Annotated in this window: 19 protein-coding genes; 14 read left to right on the plus strand and 5 right to left on the minus strand. The window is 65.4% G+C overall.

Features of this window, described 5'->3' with window-relative positions:
* Window positions 1–22 precede the first annotated feature (22 nt).
* The gene (locus NCW75_14905; GenBank protein ID UYV12569.1) at window positions 23–1,783 is read left to right on the plus strand and encodes a hypothetical protein; all 1,761 of its coding nucleotides are present in this window, start codon (window positions 23–25) and stop codon (window positions 1,781–1,783) included.
* Between the two features lie 23 nt (window positions 1,784–1,806).
* Here NCW75_14905 and NCW75_14910 read toward each other — a convergent pair whose 3' ends face one another.
* From NCW75_14910 to NCW75_14925, 4 genes are all read right to left on the minus strand, one after another.
* On the minus strand, window positions 1,807–2,814 hold the full coding sequence (locus tag NCW75_14910; protein ID UYV12570.1) for a DUF6159 family protein: 1,008 nt from the start codon (window positions 2,812–2,814) through the stop codon (window positions 1,807–1,809).
* Between the two features lie 141 nt (window positions 2,815–2,955).
* On the minus strand, window positions 2,956–4,275 hold the full coding sequence (locus tag NCW75_14915) for a DUF1501 domain-containing protein (GenBank protein UYV12571.1): 1,320 nt from the start codon (window positions 4,273–4,275) through the stop codon (window positions 2,956–2,958).
* Between the two features lie 29 nt (window positions 4,276–4,304).
* Window positions 4,305–5,879, minus strand: a complete 1,575-nt coding sequence (locus NCW75_14920; GenBank protein ID UYV12572.1) for a DUF1800 domain-containing protein — start codon at window positions 5,877–5,879, stop codon at window positions 4,305–4,307.
* 149 nt (window positions 5,880–6,028) lie between these two features.
* The gene (locus NCW75_14925) at window positions 6,029–7,663 is read right to left on the minus strand and encodes a COX15/CtaA family protein (GenBank protein UYV12573.1); all 1,635 of its coding nucleotides are present in this window, start codon (window positions 7,661–7,663) and stop codon (window positions 6,029–6,031) included.
* A 254-nt stretch (window positions 7,664–7,917) separates the two neighbouring features.
* Between NCW75_14925 and NCW75_14930 the strand changes: the two genes are divergently transcribed.
* From NCW75_14930 to NCW75_14990, 13 genes are all read left to right on the plus strand, one after another.
* Window positions 7,918–8,610, plus strand: a complete 693-nt coding sequence (locus tag NCW75_14930; GenBank protein UYV12574.1) for a cytochrome c family protein — start codon at window positions 7,918–7,920, stop codon at window positions 8,608–8,610.
* A 53-nt stretch (window positions 8,611–8,663) separates the two neighbouring features.
* A complete protein-coding gene (locus NCW75_14935) occupies window positions 8,664–12,455 on the plus strand; it encodes a TAT-variant-translocated molybdopterin oxidoreductase (GenBank protein ID UYV12575.1) in 3,792 nt (1,263 codons plus the stop codon).
* Window positions 12,452–14,122, plus strand: a complete 1,671-nt coding sequence (gene nrfD, locus NCW75_14940; protein UYV12576.1) for a polysulfide reductase NrfD — start codon at window positions 12,452–12,454, stop codon at window positions 14,120–14,122. The genes NCW75_14935 and nrfD overlap by 4 nt, the downstream gene beginning before the upstream one ends.
* A 1-nt stretch (window position 14,123) precedes the next feature.
* Window positions 14,124–14,708: a DUF3341 domain-containing protein gene (locus NCW75_14945; protein UYV12577.1), complete on the plus strand. Its 585-nt coding sequence runs from the start codon at window positions 14,124–14,126 to the stop codon at window positions 14,706–14,708.
* Between the two features lie 5 nt (window positions 14,709–14,713).
* Window positions 14,714–15,511 (plus strand): cytochrome c, encoded by a 798-nt coding sequence (locus tag NCW75_14950; GenBank protein UYV12578.1) that lies wholly within the window; start codon window positions 14,714–14,716, stop codon window positions 15,509–15,511.
* Window positions 15,508–16,845, plus strand: a complete 1,338-nt coding sequence (locus tag NCW75_14955; GenBank protein UYV12579.1) for a hypothetical protein — start codon at window positions 15,508–15,510, stop codon at window positions 16,843–16,845. The genes NCW75_14950 and NCW75_14955 overlap by 4 nt, the downstream gene beginning before the upstream one ends.
* A 138-nt stretch (window positions 16,846–16,983) precedes the next feature.
* On the plus strand, window positions 16,984–17,343 hold the full coding sequence (locus tag NCW75_14960; protein UYV12580.1) for a hypothetical protein: 360 nt from the start codon (window positions 16,984–16,986) through the stop codon (window positions 17,341–17,343).
* Window positions 17,344–17,362: 19 nt separating this feature from the next.
* A complete protein-coding gene (locus tag NCW75_14965; protein ID UYV12581.1) occupies window positions 17,363–18,301 on the plus strand; it encodes an SCO family protein in 939 nt (312 codons plus the stop codon).
* Window positions 18,298–19,545: a c-type cytochrome gene (locus NCW75_14970; GenBank protein UYV12582.1), complete on the plus strand. Its 1,248-nt coding sequence runs from the start codon at window positions 18,298–18,300 to the stop codon at window positions 19,543–19,545. Before NCW75_14965 ends, NCW75_14970 begins: the two co-directional genes overlap by 4 nt.
* 35 nt (window positions 19,546–19,580) lie before the next feature.
* Window positions 19,581–21,350 (plus strand): cbb3-type cytochrome c oxidase subunit I, encoded by a 1,770-nt coding sequence (locus NCW75_14975; protein UYV12583.1) that lies wholly within the window; start codon window positions 19,581–19,583, stop codon window positions 21,348–21,350.
* A gap of 66 nt (window positions 21,351–21,416) precedes the next feature.
* On the plus strand, window positions 21,417–22,109 hold the full coding sequence (locus tag NCW75_14980) for a cytochrome c oxidase subunit 3 family protein (GenBank protein ID UYV12584.1): 693 nt from the start codon (window positions 21,417–21,419) through the stop codon (window positions 22,107–22,109).
* A gap of 57 nt (window positions 22,110–22,166) precedes the next feature.
* Window positions 22,167–22,955 (plus strand): cytochrome C oxidase subunit IV family protein, encoded by a 789-nt coding sequence (locus NCW75_14985; protein UYV12585.1) that lies wholly within the window; start codon window positions 22,167–22,169, stop codon window positions 22,953–22,955.
* Between the two features lie 14 nt (window positions 22,956–22,969).
* Window positions 22,970–23,833 carry a hypothetical protein gene (locus NCW75_14990; protein UYV12586.1) on the plus strand — a complete coding sequence of 288 codons (864 nt, stop codon included), beginning with the start codon at window positions 22,970–22,972 and terminating at the stop codon, window positions 23,831–23,833.
* Here NCW75_14990 and NCW75_14995 read toward each other — a convergent pair.
* Complete coding sequence (locus NCW75_14995) at window positions 23,825–25,027, minus strand: TIGR00341 family protein (GenBank protein ID UYV12587.1); 1,203 nt, start codon at window positions 25,025–25,027, stop codon at window positions 23,825–23,827. The genes NCW75_14990 and NCW75_14995 overlap by 9 nt on opposite strands.
* Between the last annotated feature and the right edge of the window lie 4 nt (window positions 25,028–25,031).

A 25,031-nucleotide genomic window follows, 5' to 3' on the forward strand; every position in this document is an offset into this window, starting at 1 on the left:
AAGAACAAGAGAGGAGCCAGTCATGGCCGCTACCGCACAGAGCACAGTCGTTCGAAACGCTCGCACCCTTTCGACCGGAGCGGCCATCGCGGTCCTTCTGGCCGGGGCGGGCATGCCCGCCGTGGCCGACCCCGCAGCCAACGACTACTGCGTCGAGCACGTTTTCAACATCACCACCCGCGGCAACCTGCCGCCCGAGCTGCGCCTGAAGCACCAGGAGTACGCGTACGCCCGGTGCGGCCGTGCTAAGGACAAGGACACCAACCTGGCAATCAACGTCGTTGGGGTTGGTGTCTCGACCTTCACCGCACTCGCGGTCGCTGGGACTATTTCAGAGGCCAACTCAGAAACCGATGTGACGACATTGGCCGTTGGTGCCGCCGACGGCACGATCCGCGTGTACGGCGACGTCGACCTGTGCCCAGTGGGCCCGGGCCAGCGTTCGGCCTACGGGCGAGCGTGGTCGGCCGCCAAGCTGTTCTATCGGGGTCGTGGCATGGACCGTCGCGGCCGCATCGGCTGGGTCGGCCGCTGGCGCGCCGAGCCGGGCATCAAGGGTGGTGTCGGCAAGGTCCGCCGCGTCGATCCGGTCATCGGCCGCGTCATCGACAACACTACCGGCATCACGACCGAGTACCTGCTCATCGACATCGACAACTTTGTCCAGGGCGGAGACTTCGAGTGGGCCGATGACCAGATGGTCAACAACGCACCCACCATGGACTTCGAGATGATCGTGCCCGGAGACGTCACGCCGCAGAGCGGGAGCCTCATCATCCGCGCTCGGGGTGGTCTGATCACCGAGTCCACCGCGACCGGCATGTTCGCCGGCGTGGCCGTGCCCGCCGTCGGTGCGGCCTCCACCTTCAGCATGGACCTCTCGAACAACACCGAGATCGAGTTTGACATGCCCGGCGACGACGATCACGACCTGGACGTCGAGATCGAGATGGGCGGCGCGGGCGAGCACGAGGAAGTGGACGCCTACATCGGTGGCGACACGACCACCACCACCGACCTCATCGGAGGCCCGAACGACAGCCCCGTCCTCGTGGTGCCCGCTGGTGCGCCCCGCGGCGTGCAGATTACACCGGGCGAGACCACTATCGCCCAGCCGTTCCTGGTGCAAGATGGCGAGGTCTGGACCCCAGACTCGATGGCCGTCCGCCTCATCCAGCCCTTCACGCTGCCCGATCAGCCGCTCGAGGCCATCGGCGTCCAGATCTGGAACGGCTTCCCGGGCGACCCCACCAGCACCGTCATCGCGGGCGACCTGTTCACCAACCGTCTGGACGACACCATCTTCACCGGCATCTATGCCGTGAACGAGGGCGAGACCGAGGACCCGAGCCACCCGATCGTCGAGGCCCTGGTCGACATGCAATGGGTTCCACCCATGCCCCCCGGCCAGTACTTCGTCGAGTTCACGGCCCAGGGCACCGGTCCCGAGCCCGTGCTGCTCCCGCCCAGCCCGTTCCTGGCCGGCGAGTTCGTGGAGCCCGGGTTGGTTGGCTTCGCGGGCGGCGGCTACGAGCCGATCTTCAGCCCGGTCACCGATCAACCGTCCTACGCCCCGATGATGATCTTCGGCGAAGATGGCATCGCGCCAACATGCCGCGCCGACCTCGACGGCGACGGCCAGCTGACAATCTTCGACTTCTTGGAGTTCCAGAACCTGTTCGGCTTAGGTGATCCCATCGCCGACTTCGACGGCGACGGCCGCCTGACCATCTTCGACTTCCTGGCATTCCAGAACGAGTTCGTCGCGGGCTGCCCCGGCTGACTTTTGATCGGGTTCCAGTACTCTCAGGCGGCGTCGGTCGATTGGTCCGACGCCGCTTCTTTCTTACGCATGTCAGCAAGCGACGGGCCGCTCGCCTTATCAGGCAATTCGGGGAGCGCTGGGAGCGACGATCTTGTCTGCACCGGCTCTTCCATCTGGGCGCCCTCGTTGCCGATGCGGATTCCGGCGCCGCCCTTGCCGGCAAACGCCATATCCAACAGTTGGTCGTCGAACCCATCGGGTGACTGCCCGGTCCTGGCGTAGACGTACAGCACGGCGTTGGTGATCGAATCGAGCGTCATGGACACCAGCACCATCAGGCCCATCCACGACAAGCCGAGGATGATGCCAAGCCCAGCGATGACCGGGTCGCCCGTAGCGCCCGCGGCGAACATGACCACGAACCCAACGATGACGCCAGCGGCGATGAACAACCCGTTGGCCCAGTTGGCCACCAGCCCCTCGCCCCAGGTCTGCTTCACGAGCGAGAACGACCGCCCGATGGCCTTGTGCGCCGGGGCCCGCTCCACGATCATCACGGGAACGACAAAGTACGTCATCGCCGTCCACGCCGACCCGAGCACGAGCGCGATGATCTTGCCCGCCAGGGCCGACCGCTGTTCGATCATCTTGAGCGCGAAGCCCACCGACGCGGCGATCACCGCCCACATCAGGATCAGGCTGAACCGGTCCCACGCGATGCGCAGCCCGTCGCTGAGCTTGTACGGCCGCCCATCCAGGTGCATCATCGTGACGCCCACCAGCGCCGCGTTGAAGAACAACATGACAAAGTAGCAACAGAAGTACAGCAGGAACATGACCACCATCTGGCCGGTCTGGGCGTTGGGATCCTCGGTCATGAAGATCGTCCGCCCCGTGGTCGTTCCCACGATCGGTGCGACGAAGCTCGCCACGACCAATAGGGCCGCGATCGAGCTCAGCAGAGGGAAGATGATGAGCTTCTTGTTCTCCATGAGCAGCCCGAAGCTCGCCATCGAGATCGCCCAGCCGTTGCGTATCCGAGTAAACATGCACCGCCTCCAACGGGCCCACAGCGTCGGGGTCCCTCGGAGAGAAGCATCGCTTTTCTGATGGCTCTAGGTGGCCGGAAACGCCGAGCTACATGCATCCTGCACTAATTAGCACGCCTGGGTAAACACCCAAGGTCCGGTTCAGGACTTACCCAGCACCAGCGCGGGCCGATAACGCCGGTTCAGGATCGCCTCGGAATCGGCACCCATCCAGCTGTCGAGCACGCCCGCGTACACGTGGCGGAAGTCCAGCGTGTGCTTGAGGTCGCCGCCGTCGAGGTTGCTCATCGATGGGTGCGTGCCATGCACGCCGGGGCGCACCATCGGGCCGAACAGGAACATCGGGGCCGCAGTTCCGTGGTCGGTGCCGCCGCTGGCATTCTGCGAGACCCGCCGCCCGAACTCGCTGAAGGTGAGCGTCATCACGCGCCCGTCGTTGCCCTGTTCCTTGAGGTCCTGGTAGAACGCCCTCATCGATTGGGCCATCTGCCCCAGCAATTGCGAGTGACGGCCGTTGACCCCGCCCTGGCCGGCATGGGTATCGAACCCACCCAGAGTGGCGTAATAGATGCGTGTCTTCAGCCCAGCACGGATCATCTGGGCGATCATCGCGAGCTGCCGCGCCAGCCCATTCCCCGGGTAGCGCACCAGCGGCTGGGTCGAGACGGCCTTGCGGATCATGTCGCTGCTGACCTGCGCGTCGAGCGCTGTCTTGGTCAGGAAGGCCTCGTTGCTGTCGGCCGGGCCCTGCGCCTCGCGCCGGTTGAGGTGGTCGTACCCGCCCTTGAGCGCGCGGTCGTGGTCCTCGCCCAGCCAGCGGAACACGTCGGCGCTCTCGAACGATACGGGGTTTACCTTCCGGCCCTGCATCGCCAGCGGCGCATCGCGCCCGATCGAGATCGCCGGCGGGCCACCGTCCGTCGCCCCGCCCTCAATCTTCCCGCTCTCACCCTTGCCAAAGCCCACGCACTCGCTATCGAGGTACCGCCCGATCCAGCCCTCGCCGGTGCCGCTGGTCTCGGCCGTGTGCCAGATGTCCATGCTCTTGAAGTGCGAGCGATTGGGATTGGGATAGCCCACGCCCTGGAACACCGAGCAAAGTCCGGAGTCGTACATCTCCTTCATGGGCGCGAGCGCGGGATGCAAGCCGAGCCCCTGCCGCGTGTCGAGCTCGAGCACGCGATCCTTCGAGATGCCGATCGCGCGGCGGGCCCGGTAGTACTCATCCATGCCGTAGGGCACCACGGTGTTTAGCCCGTCGTTGCCGCCCGAGAGCTGCACGACCACTAGCACGCGGTCCTCGGGCACGCCCGCGAGGCTCGTGAGCATGGCGCTGGGCGAGGGCAGCCCCCAGGCCGCCGACTGCACGAATCCCGGTGCGGCCAGCGATGCCGATGCCAGCATCACCCCGCGTCCGAGGAACGCGCGCCGGGTGTAAGCCTTCGAGTCGTGCAGGTCCATGCTCAATCCCTCCGGTCGGTCTCGAATCATTAGCAGAGCTGGTACTCGGGCATCGCCGCAACCAGCAGAAGCATATCGCGCAGAGCCTCGCCGTCCCGAGCGCCACCGCGGCGGTGCAGGACATCCTTGAGAGACTCGATCGCGTGCGGCGGCGTCCGGCCCAGTGTGTACCGCAGCACGCTCCGCACGGCGTGCTCGTCGTCGCCCTCGTCGAACACTGCGCGGAGTTCGGCCATGATCGGGTCCGGTTCGTACTGCTGCATGTCGGCTAGCGCATCCGGGCCGTTGGGCTTCCGGCCGGTCAGCAGGAAGGCCAGCGTGTTCTGCCGCACGAACATGGTCGAGGTGTTGATCCACGCACGCCCGCCGCTCCAGCCCGCGACGGACGGCGGGAAGAACAGGCTCTGGCCCATCAGCGCCATCGCGTCGAGTAACGTTGAGAGTTCTCGCACCGGTGTGCGCAGCTCGCGCACGCCGCCCACGACCAGCTCGGCCGGGCTCTTGATGCGCTGCCCGACGACATCATCGCTGTAGAAGTGCCGGCTCAGGAAGAGCTCGCGCAGCAGCGGCTTGATGGCGTATCGCTTCCGCACGAACGTCAGGCGCATCTTGTCGAGCACCGAGCCTTCCGCGGGTGAGAAGTCACGCGGTTCCTCGGGCAGGTCGCCAACGAAGAACGTGTACAACTTACGCGTCATATAGACGCTTGTGGCGCGCTGGGCCAGGATGGCGGTCACGAAGCCCTCGCCGTTGTACTCGCCGCTGCGTCCAAAGATGCGCTTGCGTCCGCCGTCGTGGTTCTCGCGGTCGAGCACGAATTCGTCGTCGCGGAAGGTGTAGCCCGTGAGCGCTCGGGCACCCTCGCGGATGTCCCCCTCGCTGTAGCTACCCACGCCCATCGAGAACAACTCCATCAGCTCGCGCGCCAGGTTTTCGTTGGGCTGACCCTTGCGGCTGTCGTTGTTGTCGAGGTAGGCCAGCATGGCCGGATCCTTGATGATCTCGTGCAGCAGCTCGCCGTAGTTGCCCAGCGCGTGCCTGCGGAAGCGCTGGTTCTGCATGTACATGTGGTAGCTGTCTTCGATGGTGCGGTAGCTGGTGGCGAAGTGGCCGTGCCAGAACAGCGTCATCTTCTCCTCGAGCGGGCGGGGCGTCTCGATCATCCGCGTGAGCCACCACCGCTGGATCTCGCGCATCTGCCGGCGATCCTGCACCTGCGCCTGCTGGCGCATCGCGCGGAGCGAAGCCAGCGCGTCCTCGTCGCGAGACCGCCGCGCGTTGGCGGCGATGCGGCGCTCCTCCTCGGTATAAGGCCGCATGATGTTCCGATCGAACAGGTCGGCCCCGGGCATCGCATCGGGCGCGTCGGGCGTTTCGAGCAAGTAATCGACGGCGCGCTCCGGGCCCATCGACGCGATCGCCGAGATTTGCGCGGGCGTCGCGCCAAAACCCGCACGCCAGAGCAAGTGCCGCGCCTGATCGAATCCAAATTCCGACGCCTCGATGGGCTCCCACACCCGCCGAAGGTCCACGCGCTCCTGCCGGCGTTGCTCTTCGAGCGTGGTTTGTTGCTCGCCCCGTGCTGTGCCTTCCTGGTTTGCCATTGGCTCGCTCCGTCGCGCACGCGGGTCAGGGTTCGGCCCGAGGCGGCCCCACGCCCCTCATCGGCCGTCCGCACGGGTCCAACGCAAGATCTGGCTGGGCATTGCACAGGATCCCGATGGCGTGAGCCCTCTCAATCTCATTGATGGGTTCAGACGGCCGCCGGTTGCACCCGGGGTTGCCGACGGGCCGCGAGCACCAGCCCGCCCCACACCACGGCCGCGCTCGCCGTGGCCAGCAGCAGGGCCCCGTTGGCCTGGTGGGCGAAGGTGACCAGGGCGGTGGCGACGGGCACGCTGGTCGCGTCCGCTAACTGTTCGGCTGTCGGAACCACGCGTTGCTCGCCACCGGTTACCAGCGCGAACGCCACCCATCCGAGCGCGAACTGGAGCAAAACCGCGACGAACAGCAGCTTCCCGAGCCGCCCGCTTGCACGGGCACCGCGTTGGTCATGCCCATCGCCAGATTCGGACGATGGCCCCGAGCCCTGCCCGATGAGCGCAAAGCCCACGATCGATGCCAGGATCACGACGATCACCGAGAACGTCATGTGCCCGTGCAATGCCGGCCCAGCCCACGCGCGCGGCTCGGCGGCCATGCTGCCGTGCCGGTACATCGCGCCCATCACCAGTTGCAGCAGCAGCGCGGCGAGCAGCATCCACGCCCCACTGCGCACCCAGGCGCGCGGGCGTTCGAGCGCTCGCAGATTGCGCGCGGTGGGCGATACCCAGGCGGCGAACATCACCATCGACGCGAAGTAGGCCTGCCCCAGCACGCCGTGGATGGTGCCTAGCAGCGGGTTGGCTTCGGTCACGCGGGTGCCGCCCAGCACGCCCTGGGCGCTGACCATCAGGATGAGCGCCGCGGCCGCCTGCGCCGGGCGTTGCTTGCCGAGGGCGGTCAAGAACCACGCCACGCTGCCGAGCGCGACGGCGACGGCGATGCCGCCGAACGCCAGCCCGCCGAGCGCGTCGCTCGTGTGCATGCGCAATCCCGCGACCAGCACCGCGCCGATGGCAACCACGACGCCGATGGCGATCGGGACATCCATCTTCTTGCGCAGCTCACGCGTCGACCACACGAAGATCGCCAGCGAGATGGTGGTGATGCCCACGAGCGAGCCGAACAACCGATGCGTGTGCTCTAAGAAGATGCGCGGATCGGCCATCAGCGCGATGGGGTACAAAAACATGTTCGCGCCGTAGGTGCCCGGCCAGTCGGGCACGGCCAGCCCCGAGCCCGTGCTCGTCACCAGCCCGCCCAGGAGTAGGAGGGGAGCAACAGCAATGGCGGCGACGACGGCGAAGCGGCCGGCCCAGGTTGCGAGCGGCCGCGGCTCACGAGCCCGAGCGATCAATCCGCTCGCCCCGCCGATGACCGCCCCGCCGACGAAACTCGCACCGAGGAAACCCAGCATGGTCATCCTCGCCGATGGGGTGAGACCCGCTGAGCCCTCGGCCGGCAATGCCCCGTCGATGCTCTCGGACACGAGCGAGCCCATGATCAGCAGGTTCAGCATGGCCGCAACAAGGGTGGTGCCGCCCCCGGCCAGCCAGCCCAGGCGGCGTCCGCCATGGAGCCCGCCAAAGCACGCCCCGGCGACGAGCCAGCCGAGCATGGCGATGCCGGTGGCCGCTGCGGGCAGATCGAGCCAGGGTTGATGTCCGATAAGCCACGTCAGCCACATGGCGATGGCGGTACCGAAGCCGCCGACAATGACCGACCCGGCGATGCTCCGGACGGTTGGGGGTGAGGTGCCATCAAGTTTAGTTTTTGAACGGGTCACGTGCTGATTCCCTGGTTCGAGACGCGGATGTGGGCCTTGTTGAGACTCTGTCTCACTTTCCGTAAAACAGTACTTTTTTCTGTCTGAGTGTACGCGTGGGATGCTTTTCGGGTCGCGCGGTGGGATTATTGGGACAGCGTGGCCCACCACGGGTCCGCGCACACGGTTTGGGCCCGGTGCGGCCGTCCTTGGTGGGGCGAGCCACTCTGGGAGCAGACGGGAGGCGTCCGGTGTCCGTTCGATTCCCTGTATGGATGAACCTGTTGCCCACGGTGGGGGCTATCGGCGGGGCCGTGAGCCTCATCGTGGTCATCGGCGTGGTCACGACGTATTTCACGCCCAAGTACTGGGAGGTGGGTTACATGCCCACCCAGCCGGGCTCGGGCTTCAGCCACCAGATCCACGCGGGCAAGCTGGGCATGGACTGCCGTTATTGCCACACCAACGTCGAGAAGTCGGCCGAGGCCAACATCCCGCCGGTTTCGACGTGCATGGGCTGCCACACCGACGGCATGCTCAGCCCCACGTATGACCCGGCCGAGAAGGTCGAGTTCATCCGCACGGCGTGGACCGAGGACGAATCGATCCCCTGGGCTCGCATCCACAAGCTGCCCGATTACGTGCGCAACTTCCCGCACCATGCCCACGTGAACGCGGGCGTGAGCTGCTACTCGTGTCACGGCCAGATCGAGGCGATGCCGGTGGTGTACCAGGCCGAGGCGCTGAGCATGAGTTGGTGCCTCGATTGCCACCGCGGCGTCGGTGATGCCATCGAGGGCCACGACGACCCGGCCAAGTACCTGGTGCCCAAGGACATGGTGACCGACCTGGAGTGGGTCGAAACCGTGTGGAACGGCGAGGGTGAGGGCCAGGCAGCCGCGGCGTCGGCCGTGCTCGCGGGCATCCGCCAGGCACCTCCCGAGAACTGCGGCGCGTGCCACTACTGAATCGCTCTGGAATCGTCTCGCTCGAATCAGGCTTGCCAGCCGGAGAAGACCGCATGGCAGAGAAGACCATCGACCAGTGCCCCTCGACCCGCGGGAAGCGTGAGATCGATCGCGCACCGCGGAAGCTCGCCGAAACGGCCGGGCGTCCGGTGTGGCGCAGCGTCGACGAGTTCGTTGACAAGGCCGACTTCCGCGAGTGGCTCGGTCGCGAGTTCCCCTCGCGCGCCAGCGAGTTGCTCGAGGGCTCGCGCCGCGACTTCCTGAAGGTCATGGGCGCGTCGCTCGCGCTGGCCGGCGCCGCGACCATCCCCGGCTGCCGCCGCCCCGAGCACACCATCATGCCTTACTCGCGCGAGGTGCCCGAGGACCAGGTGCCCGGCCGCGCGAAGTACTACGCCACGGCGATGCCCCTGCCCGGCGGCGGGGCCGAGGGCCTGCTCGTCGAGACGCACACCGGCCGGCCGACGAAGATCGAGGGCAACCCGCTGCACCCGATCAACCAGGGGCGTAGCAGCATCTGGTCGCAGGCGGCCGTGCTCGACCTGTACGATCCGTACCGCCTGATGCAGGTGTCGTACAACAACCCGACCCGGGGTGCGCTCGAGGCGACGTGGGATGACTTCGGCGTGTGGGCACGCGGCGATGACGGCCTGACGCGCTACGACGCGAATGGTGGTCGCGGGCTCGCGTTCGTCGCCGGCAAGCAGACCAGCCCCAGCCGCGACGCGATGCGCGACGCGGTGATGCGTCGCTGGCCCAACGCCCGCTGGCTGGCGTACGAGCCGCTCGAGAACCCCAACGCCGTCGAGGCGTCACGCCTGGCGTTCGGCCAGCCGATGACCGAGGAGCTGCGTCTCGAGAACGCTAAGCGGATGGTGCTCGTTGAGCGCGACCCGGCGTATGGCGAGCGCGACGAACTGCGGAACGCTCGCGGCTTGGTGTCCCAGCGTGCGCCGATGACCGCCGAGGACGACCAAGGCGATCCGATCGACATGAGCCGCATCTACGCGGTCGAGGGTTCCCTCTCGACCAGCGGTGGCAAGGCCGACCATCGGATGCGTCTGGCGCCGTCGCTGCAGCCGGCCTTCGTGGTCGCGTTGGCCAAGGCGTTGATGCGGCAGATTGGTGGCGATTCGGCGATCCAGTCGGCGCTCGCGGGCGTCACGGTGCCCTCGGGCATCACGCTGAAGCAGGCCTGGATCGACCAGTGTGCGGCGGACCTTGCGGCGCACCGCGGCGAGTCGATCGTGCTCGTCGGCGCATCGCTGCCGCTGGGCGTGCATGCTCTCGCCCATGCGATGAACGCGGCCCTTGGTGCGGTTGGATCGGTGGTCCGCTACCGCCCGATGCCGGCCGACATCGCTGCGAACGGCCACGCGAACCTCGTCGCGCTCGGCCAGGCGATCGACGCCGGCCAGGTGAGCACGATGGTGTGCCTGAACACCAACCCCGTGTACGACGCGCCCGTCGAGGCGAACTTTGCCGAGCGGTTCGAGAAGGTGCCCACGCGCATCACGCTGAGCGTACACGATACCGAGACGGCCGCCGCCTCGACGTGGCGCCTCAACGGCACCCACTTCCTGGAGCAGTGGGGCGACGTGGTGGCCGCCGACGGCACGCTGAGCGTCGTGCAGCCCATGATCGCGCCGCTGTACTACGGCAAGAGCGAGATCGAACTGCTGGCCTTCCTTGCGGGCGAGACCTTCGAGGACGAGGCACGCCTGACGCACCTGGAAGAGTCGGCACGCAAGCAAGGCGCCGTGGTCGTTGATGGCCAGGACGGCCCGACCCGCGTGGGCAACGCCGACGACGTGTTCCCCGAAGATGTGGCCGGCGAGACTGCCGAGGGCGGCGATGAGTTGCCCGCGTGGCCCGAGGGCCACCACATCGTCCGGTCCGTGTGGCGTCGCGTGATGCGTGAGCGATTCGGTGTTGGCGCTCGCGGTGAATTCGAGAAGCGCTGGCGTCGGGCGTTGCACGATGGGTTGGTGGCGGGCTCCGCCCAAGCCGGGCGTTCGCCAAACACGAACCTGCCGAGCCTGGCCAATGCTATCGGGACGATCCGTATCGGCAGCGTACCAGCCGAGGGCTCGATGGACGTGCTGTTCACCCCCGGCCGCACGCTCGATGGCCGTTATGCCGGCAACGCGTGGCTGCAGGAACTACCCGACATCGGCAGCATGACGACCTGGGACAACCCGGCGCTCATCAGCCCGGCTACCGCCCAGAAGATGGGCCTGGTGCCCGGCGGCGACAACCCCAAGCACGTGTATCTGCGCGAGCACACCACGGGAAAGATGGTCCGCCTGAGTGTTGGCGGCCGCACGCTCGAATTGCCGGTGTGGATCTGCCCCGGGTTGGCCGACGACACGATCGTGCTTCGGCTCGGATATGGCCGCACGCGCGGCGGGGCGATCGCTGAGGGCGCGGGCTTCGACACCTACGGGGTTCGGACCGCCGGGCAGTACGCCGCAGCGGGCGCACGCATGGAGCGGGTGCCGGGCGATTACTGGATCGCCAGCACGCAGAACCACTGGTCGCTCGAAGGCCGCACCGAGATCGTGCGCCGCGTCGAGCTGCCCGCGTGGCAGCGGTTCGGCGATTACAAGAAGAAGCACAACGACGAGTACGAGTTGGCAAAGAGCGAACTGAACTTCGCTGAGCAGCTCGGCACGGTGAGCCACGCGCCGCCCAACCGTTCGATCTACGGCAACCCGCTGAATAAGGGCACGGGCGAAGACGCCACGGGCAAGGGCGATGCCGAGCCCGGCTCGACGTACAGCCAGAGCCCGCAGTGGGGCATGACTATCGACATGGCCGCGTGCACCGGCTGCGGCGTGTGCACCATCGCGTGCCAGAGCGAGAACAACATCCCGGTCGTGGGCAAGCAGGAGGTCGCCAAGGGCCGCGAGATGACGTGGATCCGCGTCGATCGCTACTTCGTGGGCGAACTGAACGACCCCGAGGAGATCCTGCACCAGCCGGTGGCGTGTGTGCATTGCGAGAACGCGCCGTGCGAGACGGTGTGCCCGGTGAACGCGACCGTGCACGGCCCCGAGGGCCACAACTACATGGTCTACAACCGCTGCATTGGCACGCGGTATTGCGCGAACAACTGCCCGTACAAGGTCCGCCGGTTCAACTTCTTCGATTACGGCACCAAGCGGCTCGAGGGTGGGCTGAACGAGGAGACCAGCCGGGCGACCAACGGCTTCTTCGAGGACAAGCTGCCGCCCAACCAGCACTTCATCCCGCCTCGCCTTCGGGCCAAGCTGACCGAGATCGAGAAGATGCAGAAGAACCCGAACGTCACCGTCCGCTCGCGCGGCGTGATGGAAAAGTGTACCTACTGCATCCAGCGCACCAACAACGCCAAGATCGAAACCAAGCTCAGGGGCCTCGAGAGCATCCCCGAGGGCTTCGTACAGACGGCTTGCCAGCAGGCGTGCCCGACCGGCGCGATCGTGTTCGGCGACATCCTCGACCCCGAGAGCGCCGTCACCAGGACGCGCGACAGCGGCCGCAACTACGCGGTGCTGGGCTACCTGAACACCCGCCCGCGCACGACGCACATGATGGCGGTGTACAACCCCAACCCCGAGATCCTCAAGGTCGAAGACAAGAAGCGCTACGAGCACCTCGACTGGCACCCACACGACGTGAAGAACGAGAAGATGGGCCTCGAGTTGCACTATCAGGACGGGCCTGGACACGGCGATGACCACGGCGAGCCGCACGCACGGGGAACGAGTTTCTTCGATCTCCATCGGCGTGAGGAAGACACCGGGTACGCCTTGAGCCTCAAGGTCCTGAAGGGCGCAATGTCGCAGGGAGGCCTGCTGTGAGCCATCTTCCCCCCGATCAACGCACCGCCGATCGCCTGGCCGGCCGGGCCCCAGAGGCCTCGACCTACGCGCCCGAGCCCGGCACGGGCGACGGCTCGCTGACCGACGACCCTGCCGGCCGCGCACCCCTGGTGCTCAACAACCGCTCGGTCCACGAGATCACCGAGATCGTGTGTGGGTATGCCGAGAAGAGCCCGGGCCGCTGGTGGCTGCCGTTGTTCGGCATGACCGCCAGCATCGCGGGCATCGGCCAGTTGATGATCCTCTACCTGATCATTACCGGCGTGGGTGTGTGGGGCCTGACCAACCAGGTCGACTGGGCCTGGGACATCACCAACTTCGTGTTCTGGATCGGTATCGGCCACGCTGGCACGCTGATCAGCGCCATCCTCTGCCTGTTCAAGCAGCAGTGGCGCACGGCGGTGAACCGGGCGGCCGAGGCGATGACCATCTTCGCGGTGATCTGCGCGGGCATCTTCCCGGGCATCCACGTGGGCCGGGCCTGGATGGCCTGGTTCCTGGCGCCGCTGCCCAACAGCAACTGGATCTGGCCCAACTTCCGCAGCCCGCTGCTGTGGGACGTGTTCGCGGTGAGCACCTACGCCACCGTGTCGGTGCTGTTCTGGTTCATGGGCATGATCCCCGACCTTGCGACGTTGCGAGACCGGGCCGATCTCCGCCTACTCCAGAATCCGCACCAGGCGCGACTGCCGTTCACTCCGTTCAAGCCCGACGCACTGCGGTCGTTCATCTATGGTTTCCTCTCGCTGGGCTGGCGCAACTCGAGCCGCCACTGGATGCGCTACGAGAAGGCCTACATCCTGCTGGCCGGACTGTCGACGCCGCTAGTGCTCAGCGTGCACTCCATCGTGTCGTTCGACTTCGCGACCTCGATCCTGCCCGGCTGGCACACGACGATCTTCCCGCCCTACTTCGTGGCCGGTGCCGTGTTTGGCGGATTCGCCATGGTGCTGCTGCTGCTGATCCCCTGCCGTGAGCTCTTCCCCAACATGAAGGACCTGCTCACGCTCCGCCACCTGGAGAACATGAGCAAGATCCTGCTGGTCACGGGCATGCTGGTGGGCTTTGCCTATTCGATGGAGTTCTTCATCGCCTGGTACAGCGGCAACGACTTCGAGTACTCGGTGTTCGCCTTCAACCGGGCCCTGCCGATCTGGTTGCACGAAGATGGTGCCCCCTATTGGTGGGCCTACTGGACAATGATCTCGTGCAACGTGCTGAGCCCGCAGCTCTTCTGGGTGAAGGCGCTGCGGCGCAACCCGGTCGTCATCTGGATCGTCGCGCTGGCGGTGACCATCGGCATGTGGTTCGAGCGTTTCGTGATCATCGTGACCAGCCTCCACCGCGCGTTCCTGCCGGGCGAGTGGCACATGTTCTACCCCACCTGGGTCGACATCCTGACCTTCGTCGGCTCGTGCGGCATCTTCATGACCCTGTTCCTGCTGTTCCTGCGATTCCTGCCGATCTTCCCGATCGCCGAGATCAAGGCCATCCTGCCCGAGGCCGACCCGCACGGGCACGGTGACCAGGGGCATGGCCACGGCCACAACCAGGCCCAGGGCCCCGGTTCGGGCGGCGTGGGCCACGGCGAGAGCGTGGTTGATTCCTCTGACACTGATTCCTCAAACGAAGAAGAGGGCCGCTGATATGGGCATCCTCGGACTTCCATCCCGGCCCGACCACGGATTCCGCACGCCCGACGGCGGCGTTGTTCACGGCGTGATGGCCGAATTCCAGACGTCCGCCGACGTGTACCACGCCGCCGAGCAGGTGCGTGACGCGGGCTTCCAGAAGTGGGACGTGTTCGCGCCCTTCCCGATCCACGGCATCGACGAGGCCATCGGCATGAAGCGCACGAAGCTGCCGCTGATCGTCGCCGGTGGCGCGATCACGGGCATCAGCGTCGCCTTGCTGATGCAGTGGTGGATGACGGCCGTCGACTACCCCCTGGTCGTCCAGGGTAAGGCCTACGCCGCGTGGGAGCCCTGGGTGCCGGTCACGTTCGAACTCGGTGTGTTGTTTTCCGCGTTCGCGTCGCTCATCGGCATGCTGGCCCTTAACGGGCTGCCGAGGTGGAACCACCCGTTGCTCAAGAGCGAGCGGTTCTTGCGTGTCAGCGACGACCGGTTCGCCATTGTCATCGAAGCGGGCGATGCCAAGTTCCAGGGCTCGGACACGGTCTCGATGCTCCAGGGCCTTGGAGCCACGCACGTCGAACTGGTGGAGGAGTGAGCACAATGCCGAGCACACGCACCAGAGCAACACTGAGCCTCGCATTGGCCGCTGTCGGCCTCGCCGCCGCGCTGCCTATGGCCGGCTGCCGGGGCGATCGCTCCGAGAAGCGCCCCCACCAGTTCTTCCCAGATCTGGACGACGGCCCGAGCTTCAAGCCGCAGTCGAAGACCCCGTTCTTCGCCGACGGCCGGACCATGCGCGAGCCCGTCGACGGCACGGTCGCTTTCGGCGTGTTCTCGTTCACCGAAGACACGATCCCCGGCGAGATCGATTGGGCCATGCCCTTCCTCCGCGAGCGTGAGGACATCTTGGGTGAGGGCATCGAGACCTACTCAGGCCTGAACGCCGACGGCACGCCCCTGCAGACCATGCCCGTCGAGGTGACCAGCGAGCTGCTCGCCCGCGGCGAAGAGCGGTTCAACATCTATTGCTCGGCCTGCCACGGCTACTCGGGTGACGGCAACGGCATGGTCGGTCGGCGCTGGTCGGCGCCGGTGCCGACCTTCCACGACGCGAAGTACAAGGATCGAGGCGAGCCCACCGGCGGCGACGGATACCTCTTCCACATCGCCCGCAACGGGCTGAAGCACCCCGACGGCCGCTACCGCATGCCAGGGTATGGGCACGCCCTGACCATCGATGACACCTGGGCTGTCGTGGCGCACATCCGCGTGCTGCAGCAGGCCTTCGACAACGATCCGCAATCCTTGCCCGCCGAGGCGCAGGGCCAGCTCGACCCGCGCGGCGGTTCGACGGGTTCGGGTTCGACGGGTTCAACAGAGCAGGGGGGTGGCCAGTGAGCAGCGTCTCCGCTAATCAGCCCGTGGCCGACCACGCGCCGGCCTACCTGAACGACCCTGCCCTGCGCGAGGAGAACATCACCCTCGAACCCTCGAAGGTGGGCATGCTGTGGAAGGTGCTGGCCGCCGTTGGTGTCATCGGGATTGCCATCGCGATCATCGGTGCGTTCGTGCTGCCCGGCATGTCCGAAGACATGTCCGCAGGTGCCGCCGTCGTCCACGTCAAGGGCATCCTGCTCATCGGCACGCTCGCTGTACTCGGCTTCAGCCTCGGTTCGCTGTTTTTCATCATGATCAACGCCGTCGGTGCCGCCGGCTGGCACGTCACGATGAAGCGCGTGCTCGAGCAGGCCGCGCTCTTGGTCTGGTTGCCCGCCATCGGCGTCGTGCTGTTTGCGATCTCCGAGGTCGTTTCGGCATCGGCCGATGGCCGGGCCGGCATCGTGTCGAGCTGGCTCAACCCAGCGATCATCAAGGAAGGCTACTTCATCACCAAGAAGGGGGTGTACTTCGACCCCATCTTCGTGGGCGCCCGTCTGGCGTTCTGCATCCTGGTGTGGATCGGCATGAGCCGATTGGTCTGGAGCATCTCGCGCAAGCAGGAGCGAACCGGCGACCGCTGGCTGACCAACAAGCTCGCGTTCAACTCGGCCTGGGGCCTGGTGGTCATGGCGCTGGCCACGGCCTTCTTCAGCTTCGACTGGCTCATGGCCCTGACCGATTACAAGTTCTTCAGCACCATGTGGGGCGTGTACTTCTTCGCCGGCACGCTGTTCGTCACCTTCCCGGCCATGGCGCTGCTGCTCACGTTCCTTCGGTCGAAGGGCACCATGCAGGGGCTCATCACCGCCGAGCACCACCACGACCTGAGCAAGTACATGTTCGGGTTCATCGTGTTCTGGGGCTACATCGCCTACAGCCAGTACTTCCTCATCTGGTACAGCCAGATCCCCGAAGAGACCACCTGGTTCATGTTCCGCAAGACCGAGTGGCCCGCGCTGACGATGTTCCTGGTGATCGGCCACTTCATCGTGCCGCTGGTGCTCATGTTCCCGCGGGCCGTCCGCCGGTCGGCATTGGGTTTCGGCATCATCGGCGCATGGATGATCTTCATGCACGTCGTCGACCTGTATTGGATTATCCGCCCATCGTTGGGGATGACCCTGGACCACCCCGTGGGCCTGATGCAGGGCCTGTGGGTCGACATCGCCGGCATTGGCGGCGTGATCGCCTTGTACGTCGGTGTGCTGCTGTGGAGGCTGACCAAGGCCCCGTTGGTGAACGTGATGGAACCCCGCATGCCCGAGGCACTCAAGCACAAGAATTACATCTAAGCCCCGGTATTGAAGCCCGATACCTAAATCCAGGTAAAAAAAGAACCTACGGGGTTTCCAAGCAGATTGCCCCAAGCACTGAAGTCACAAGCCGAATCGGTCGTACAGTAATTCGTACTGCGATACAGGAATCAAGCGATGAGCGACGGACAGCACAACCACGACGACTGGTTCGCCCACACGCGCGACGAGGGCCTGCCCCAGCAGGAGCACTCGGGCCACGTCGACACCAAGGCGCTGCTCATCTTCTACATGGGCATGGTGGCCTTCGTGGTGGTTTCGATCATCGGCGTGACGCTGTTCTTCCAGCGGTACGTGCTGGGCGTGCGGCAGGACAGGCTGGAAACGCTCCAACTGGCCGTCGAGGCCAACGAGTACAAGGCAACGACGCTCGAAGAACTGGGCGAGTACGGCTGGTCGGGCGAGACGGTGCAGGGTGCGGCCCGCATCCCGCTCGAAGAGGCACGTGCCAAGGTGATGCAGAGCTACGGCCAGTAAGAGGAAACCACGCGAAGACATGACCACGATCCTGCGCAACATCGCGACCATGACGGCGGCCCTCGGCCTGTCGGTGGCGGCGTGCGCGCAGTTGATCGAGGACGACGTGCCAGTGCAGGCCCGGGGCCTGGACATCGAGGAGAAGCTCGGCGCCCGAGTGCCGCTCGACGCGATGGTCACGACCGCAGATGGCGCGACGATGCGCCTGGGTGACTTCTTCGACGATGAGGCCAACCCCGATCGCGGCAAGCCGACGATATTGCTGCTGGTCTATTACGACTGCCCGGTGGCCTGCCCTGCCATGCTGGGGAACCTCAACAAGGCCTTCAACGGCATCGACGACTGGACCATCGGCGAGCAGTACAACGTGCTGGCGGTGTCCTTCGACCCCAGCAACACACAAGAGCAAGCGCAGGAATACGCCATGCTCTATCGGTCCGGCTACGAGCAGAACGCCGACAACGCGGAGGCGGTGGCCGGCGGCTACCGATTCCTGCGAGCCAGCGGCGACACGTCGCGGGCGATCGCCGAGTCGGTGGGCTTTGGCTATCGCTTCCTGCCCGACGTCGACGAGTACGCCCATGCCACCGGCGCGGTAGTGCTAACCCCCGACGGCACCGTGTCGCGGTACTTCTATGGATTCGACTATCAGGCCCGGCAGGTCCGCCTATCGCTGCTCGACGCGGGCGAGGGCCGCTCGGGCCGCAGCTTCGGCGATCGGGTGCTGCTGTTCTGCTTCACCTACGACCCCAATAGCAACACGTACACCCTGGCCGCCGTCCGCGTGATGCAGGCCGGCGGGGTGCTCACGATCCTGCTGATCGGCGGCCTGCTGGCCGGGCTGAAGCTTAGCGAGCACTTGGCCAAGGTCCGCCGCCGGACAGCCACCCCGACCACAGAAGAGACAGGACTTGACAGCGGCCGCCCCGATGGGCGGGCCGTGGGAGCCCACGCATGAACGCGATGAACGCCTTGATGGCCAACCTCTCCCCGCTGCTGGCCACGGCCAACTTGCAGGATCGCCTGTGGTTCGGTGACAAGAGCTTCACGGCGGCTGGCAATCAGGCCGACTGGATGTTCCAGTTCATCTGGTGGTGCTCGGTGGTCTCGTTTGTAGGCCTCATGGGGCTGATGGTGTGGTTCTCGCTGAAGTACCGCCGGCGCTCTGGCAAGGCCGCGCCCGCGAGCCCGCACCACAACACGATCCTCGAGATCACCTGGACGGTCATCCCGACGCTGTTCTTCGCGGTTATGTTCTTCGAAGGCTTCCGCGGCTACATCAACCTGAGCTACGCCCCGGTGGGGGCCATCGAGTGCAACCTCACCGCCCGCCAGTGGCAGTGGTCGCTTGAGTATCCTGGCGGGCAGATCAGTTCCGAATTCGAGACCGAGACCGAGGGTGCCCGGGCAACCGAGAACAAGCAATTCATCTCAAGCCAAGATTCACCGGTCTGGTACTTTCCCGAAGAGCAGCCTGTGTTGCTCAGGATGACGAGCACCGACGTGATCCATAGCTTCTGGGTGCCCGACTTCCGGATGAAGTACGACGTGTTCCCCAACCGGTACACGAGCTACACGTTCACGCCCGAACCACTCGACGACACGGCCCGCATCATGGAAGACGAGGAACTCGGCGCGTATCCCTACCGTGACCATACCGTTTTCTGCGCCGAGTACTGCGGTGATTATCACTCCGAGATGGCCGCGATCATCCGCGTCGTCCCGCGTGAGATCTACGAGGCCAAGCTCGAAATCTTTGGCTCACCGCGTGGCACCCTGGCCGAGCGCGGCCAGCTCGTGGCCCAGCAGAACGGCTGCTACTCGTGCCACTCGGTGGATGGCGCAAGCGGCACGGGTCCGACGTGGAAGGACCTGTACAACAACGAGCACCAGTACGCCGATGGCAGCACTGTGCTGGCCGATGACAACCACATCCGCGAATCGATCTACGTGCCGGCCGCCAAGATCCGGGCGGGCTACGCCAACCAGATGGTGAGCTACCAGGGCAGCATCAGCTCCGAGCAGCTCGGCTGGATCATCTCGTACATGAAGACGCTCAGCGAGGCCACGCCCCAGGGCGAGCTGGCCGCCACACAGGTCGACCCCGATGCCGAAGGCGGCGAGGGCGAGACCGGTGAGAGTGCCAGCGAAGGCGATGCCGGAGCGGCCGAGTCGATGGAAGGAACCCCCAGCGGCGGCTGAACGCCGTCGCTTGCAGATCGCTTTGGAGGCGCACGATGAGTTCGCTCGATTCCCATGCCGGCTCGGCCCCACAACACGGTGGCGGACACCATGGGTCCTACCTGACCTCGAAGGGCAGCCTGTGGGCCGATATCGTCAACTGGGCGACCACGGTCGACCACAAGAAGATCGGCCTGATGTACCTTACGGCCATCCTCATCCTGTTCTTCATGGGCGGGGTAATGGCGCTGGTGGTGCGGATCGAGTTGCTCGAACCCACGCGCGTGATGGTCAACGCCGCGGGCGAGACGGTCACGACCGGCCAGCGGCTCTCGTTCCTGGCGAGTGATACGGCCGCAGGATACAACATCTACAACCGCGCCATGACCCTGCACGGGGCGATTATGGTGTTCATGTTCATCGTGCCGGGCATCCCTGCCAGCCTGGGCAACTTCTTCTTGCCACTGATGATCGGCGCCAAGGACGTGGCCTTCCCCCGGCTGAACCTGGCCAGTTGGTATGTATACGTGTTCGGCTCGCTTTTCGCCCTCGCCTCGGCGTTGGTTGGCGGCATCGATACCGGCTGGACGCTGTATACGCCATACTCAACCATCACGGACGCCGACCACTGGCGGCTCGTTTCGATGATCACCGGCGTGTTCATCATGGGCTTCGCGTCCATCATGACGGGCCTGAACTTCGTGGTGACCACGCACAAGCTGCGTGCGCCGGGCATGGGGTGGTTCGACATGCCCCTGTTCGTGTGGGCCATCTACGCGACGGCCATCATCCAGGTGCTGGCCACCCCGGTCATCGGCATCACGACGCTCATGCTCATCTTCGAGCGACTGTTCAACTTCGGCCTGTTCGACCCGCGTATGGGCGGCGATCCGGTGCTGTTCCAACACTTCTTCTGGTTCTACAGCCACCCGGTGGTGTACATCATGATCCTGCCGGCCTTCGGCGTGATCAGCGAGACCATCACCTGCCACGCACGCAAGAACGTGTTCGGCTACAAGTCGGTCGCGTTCGCTTCGCTGGGCATCGCGGCGGTGAGCTTCCTTGTGTGGGCCCACCACATGTTCACCAGCCAGGGCGAGCTGACGGCGGCGATCTTCAGCTTCCTGACCTTCTTCGTGGCCGTGCCGACGGCGGTGAAGGTGTTCAACTGGATCTCGACGCTCTATAAGGGCTCGATCGTCTTCAACACGCCCATGCTCTACACGCTGGGCTTCCTGTTCCTGTTCACCATCGGCGGGCTGACCGGCCTGCCCCTGGCCACGCTGTCGACCGACATGCACCTGCACGACTCGTACTACGTCGTGGCCCACTTCCACTACGTGATGTTCGGCGGCACGGTTATCGCCCTGTTGGCCGGCCTGCACCACTGGTGGCCCAAGATGTTCGGCAAGATGTACGCCGAGACGCCCGCGAAGCTGGGCTTCTGGCTGGTCTTCCTGGGCTTCAACACCACGTTCTTCATCCAATTCGTGATGGGTGCCCACGGCATGCCGCGGCGGTACGCAAGCTATCCCGACGAGTACCAGTGGATGCACGTGATCTCGACGGTGGGTTCGTGGATGCTGCTGGCCGGCTTCCTGACGCACCTGTTCACGTTCATTCACTCCTTGTTGCAAGGCAAGCCGTGCGGCCCGAACCCCTGGGGTGGCATGACGCTCGAGTGGGAGGCCGACTCGCCGCCCGACGAGCACAATTTCGCGCATGAGCCGATCGTCAGGCATGGTCCGTATGCGTACGACACCGAGATCCCGCCGCACTGGACCGAGGACGAGTATCCGCTGCCCGACGAGCCGTCCCAGCACTAACGCCGAATTCCTGACCGTGGATCAGCCAGTGGATCGAATCGTTGTCTTAGCCAGAGAGAACCACGCATGAGCACCATCCAACCCACCTCTCGCGGCGAGCTGCCCACCGGGCCGCTCCCGAAGCACGAGACGATCGAGAAGGGCCACCACTGGCGGACGAAGGACGACGAGTTCGACGCCGGCAAGCTGGGCATGTGGCTGTTCCTGGGAACCGAGGTGCTGCTGTTCAGCGGGCTGTTCTGCGGCTACGCCATCATGCGCATGCTGTACCCCGAGGCCTTTGCCAACGGGTCGCACTATCTCAACTGGGTGTACGGCGGTGCCAACACGCTCGTGCTGCTGCTGTCCAGCTACACCATGGCGTCGGCCATCCGGCACACGCAGCTGGGCAACAAGGTGTGGGCCCAGCGCAACCTGATCATCACCTGGCTCTGCGCGGCGGCCTTCATCTTCATCAAGTTCACCTTCGAGTACATTCCTAAGTGGTCCGAGGGCAAGCGCCCCGGCGTGCTTTTCGATTATCCGTACGCCGAGAACGCGATGGAGCCCATGTGGTGGTCGCTGTACTACGCGGCCACGGGCATCCACGCCTCGCACGTGGTCATCGGCATGGGGCTCATCGGCTGGCTGATCTACCGCAACCAGAAGGGCTGGTACGGTCCCAAGAACTACCTGGCGATGGAGAACGTGGGCCTGTACTGGCACATTGTCGACCTGATCTGGATCTTCCTGTTCCCCCTGCTGTACCTGATCCACTAAGCGATTGGTCTACGCAGCACTGCCCCGCCGGACGATTCGCCCTTCTCGGAGCCAGACATGAGCAGCGACGCACAACACGAGACCCCGCGGCCCGACCCCTCGCAGATGACCGAGGCCGAGTACCAGGACTACATGGCCGACCCGCACTCGTTCCACCCCGACCACCACGGGCCGGGCGAGCACGGCCACGACGGCGACACCCCGCACGTGGTCAGCCTGTTCCTGCTGCGGGCCGTTCTCGGTGTGCTGGTGTTCTTTACCATCCTGACGGTGGCGTCGTCACGGGGCGAGATCTGGCTCGCCGACACGTTCGAGCTCGAGATCCCAACGCTGGTCAACGTGTTCATCGCCATGAGCATCGCGTCTATCAAGGCGATCTTCGTGGTCGCGATCTTCATGCACCTCAAGTGGGACAATCGCCTGAACATGATGGTCTTCCTGTTCACGCTCATGGGCGTGGGCCTGTTCATCGGTCTGACCGCCATGGACTTGGGCAACCGCGACGAGCTCTACGACTGGAAGGGGGCTCAGATCGAAGCCGGAGGTTTGGGCGGCCTGACGCGGGGCGAGGACACCAACATCAGCACGTCGATGGTCGAGTACGCCCGCACGCAGAAGATCCTGGAGATCGGTGAGGCCGAGTATGAGTACCAGGCTGCGAAGAAGCACCCCCACCACGGCCACCACGAGCCGCTGCGTTCGCCCGATCGCAGCCGCGCCGCGCACGGCCTGACTGCTGGCCTCTTCAGCGTCGAGGCTCCGCACGACGACCACGCCCAAGAAGGCGGGCATGAAGAGGGTCACGACGACGGAGCCGAACACGCCGATTCAGGCGAAGAACACTAAACCGACCGGAGACCATGGACCACACCGAGCCCACCCGAAGACCCTTCACATGGAACCGCGGCCGCACCGTCTGGCTGGCTGCCTGCATCCTGAGCCTCGTGGCGGTGGTCGTCCTCGGCTACTTCATGGCCGTGCGGCTCAATGACTACAACAAGAATTCCGGCCGGGAGATCTACGTCTTCCAGCCCATCTTCGCCCGCGAGTTCATGTGGGACGACCAGGACGTGTCGTTCACCGACGATGTCGACGCCGACGGCGCCGACGTGGTCGTGCTCCAGTATGGTGATGACGCCGTTCGCCTGCGCTCGGGCCTTCGTTCGCTGCCGGAAGAAGTCCCGGGCCTCCAGCGGCACGAATCGTGGCTCAAGGTCCTGCGATTCGCACCCCGCAGCGGCATGTCAATCGAGGAACTGCAAGCCGCCATCGATGCGGGCACCGCCGATGAGCGTCTGGCGGTCGTCGTTCGATTGCAACGCCCGGGTGTTGATCAGGACAGCTTCGGCCAGGTCATGCGCGGCGATTGGCGATTCCAGATCGTCGAGCTTCTGCCCGAGGGCGGATTCGACGAAGAGGTGTACCTGTTCCCCGAGAGCGAGCGGGCGTTCAATCGCCGCGTGAGTTCCGCTCGCCGGGCGGGCGAGCCCGTCCCCGAGCGGCGCGATGACGAACTCGTGTTTGGCACGTGGCAGTTCGATGCGGCCCTGCACGTCATGCCCAAGAGCGGCCCACCCACACCCCAATTCGGTCGTGGAGCGATGGACGCCCTGGGCTGGACGCTGCCCGCGGCCACGCTCCTCTTCTTCATCTCGGCGATCTCGTTGGCGATGGCCTTCGCGCCCGAGCGGGTGCGGGCCGAAGACGTGCAAGCCTCAGCCTGAGCCCTCGTCGGCTTGGTCCAAATCCTCGCCCGGGGTTGCATCGGTGTTGTCCTCGGTCGATTCTTCGGGTTCGGCTTCCTTGCCCTGCTCGGCCGCCTGCACCTCTTCGGTGTCCTGCCTGTGCGCTTCGCCGCCGGGTAGTTGCCCCAGGATCGTGGGCCACGCGACGATGATCGCGATAAGAGCCGCGAGCAGCAGTCCCCACAAGATCATCGCGTACGTGCTCTCTTTGGTCGCCTTGCGGTTGTCATACACCGTGTTCGGCCCGACACCCTGCAAGCGGAACATCGCCATCGCGCTGAGGTTGATGCAAATCACATTGGTGGCCGTCAGCATGAGCGCGCCCATCGCTTGAGCCACGGTTGCTTCCGTGCTCACCAGCAGCAATCCAAAGCTCACCAGCGGGGGCAACAACGCGACGGCCACCATCACGCCCACGAGGATCGCCGCGACTCCGGTCGTCGCGGCCAGCGTGCCTGCGGCACCGGCTGCCAGTGCGATCGCGATGTCGCTGGCACGCGGGATGGTTCTCGCGAATAGCTCAACGGTCTCGGGATCGCCCTTCGTAGCGCTGACGTTGGCGAACACGCCGAGACCCATCGCGATCACGGCGGCAAGGATCAGCCCCATCACGTTGGTCACCAACGCCTTACGTGCTAGTTTCAAATCGCCGATTGTCAACGAGAGCGACAGCGCCAGGTTGGGTCCGAGCAGCGGCGCGATCACCATAGCTCCGATGATCACCGCCGCGCTGTTTTGCACGAGCCCCGCCGCCGCCACCACGGTCGAGAGCACCACCATGACCAGGAACACGCGCGTGTGCCCGGCTCCGGCCGCGACCGCACCGACGAGCTCGTCGTTGGCCACCTGGCCGCCAAAAAACGCCCTGCGCTTAGGTTGTTCTTCCACGTCCTTGGAAGTTTCTGACGATGGGGCTGGTTTCTCTTCGATCGTCGGCCGCGTTGCCTCGATAGCTTCGATGATCAGGCGGAAGCCATCGATCGACGAGTATTGCGCGTCGAGCTTCTGGATCAGGTCGTCGCAGTCTTCCTTGGGCAGCACCATGCTGACGCGTACGCGGTCGTCGTTGGTCGGCTCGCTCCACATCGTGCTGGGTTTGCGGCGGCCCACGATCTCGAGGACCTCGAGGTCGTGCCGCTTGGGGACGATGATCTGGAGCAGTCGGAGGGCCATGTCG

It is taken from the genome of Phycisphaera sp. (assembly GCA_025916675.1).
Classification (GTDB): Bacteria; Planctomycetota; Phycisphaerae; order Phycisphaerales; family UBA1924; genus JAHCJI01.

Coding starts and splice junctions, on each gene's coding strand:
- NCW75_14985 (UYV12585.1), top strand. CDS start 22,167: ATGAGCAGCGACGCACAACACGAGACCCCGCGGCCCGACCCCTCGCAG.
- NCW75_14945 (UYV12577.1), top strand. CDS start 14,124: ATGGGCATCCTCGGACTTCCATCCCGGCCCGACCACGGATTCCGCACG.
- NCW75_14965 (UYV12581.1), top strand. CDS start 17,363: ATGACCACGATCCTGCGCAACATCGCGACCATGACGGCGGCCCTCGGC.
- NCW75_14990 (UYV12586.1), top strand. CDS start 22,970: ATGGACCACACCGAGCCCACCCGAAGACCCTTCACATGGAACCGCGGC.
- NCW75_14935 (UYV12575.1), top strand. CDS start 8,664: ATGGCAGAGAAGACCATCGACCAGTGCCCCTCGACCCGCGGGAAGCGT.
- NCW75_14970 (UYV12582.1), top strand. CDS start 18,298: ATGAACGCGATGAACGCCTTGATGGCCAACCTCTCCCCGCTGCTGGCC.
- NCW75_14950 (UYV12578.1), top strand. CDS start 14,714: ATGCCGAGCACACGCACCAGAGCAACACTGAGCCTCGCATTGGCCGCT.
- NCW75_14995 (UYV12587.1), bottom strand. CDS start 25,027: ATGGCCCTCCGACTGCTCCAGATCATCGTCCCCAAGCGGCACGACCTC.
- NCW75_14980 (UYV12584.1), top strand. CDS start 21,417: ATGAGCACCATCCAACCCACCTCTCGCGGCGAGCTGCCCACCGGGCCG.
- NCW75_14930 (UYV12574.1), top strand. CDS start 7,918: ATGAACCTGTTGCCCACGGTGGGGGCTATCGGCGGGGCCGTGAGCCTC.
- NCW75_14910 (UYV12570.1), bottom strand. CDS start 2,814: ATGTTTACTCGGATACGCAACGGCTGGGCGATCTCGATGGCGAGCTTC.
- NCW75_14975 (UYV12583.1), top strand. CDS start 19,581: ATGAGTTCGCTCGATTCCCATGCCGGCTCGGCCCCACAACACGGTGGC.
- NCW75_14915 (UYV12571.1), bottom strand. CDS start 4,275: ATGGACCTGCACGACTCGAAGGCTTACACCCGGCGCGCGTTCCTCGGA.
- NCW75_14960 (UYV12580.1), top strand. CDS start 16,984: ATGAGCGACGGACAGCACAACCACGACGACTGGTTCGCCCACACGCGC.
- NCW75_14905 (UYV12569.1), top strand. CDS start 23: ATGGCCGCTACCGCACAGAGCACAGTCGTTCGAAACGCTCGCACCCTT.
- NCW75_14920 (UYV12572.1), bottom strand. CDS start 5,879: ATGGCAAACCAGGAAGGCACAGCACGGGGCGAGCAACAAACCACGCTC.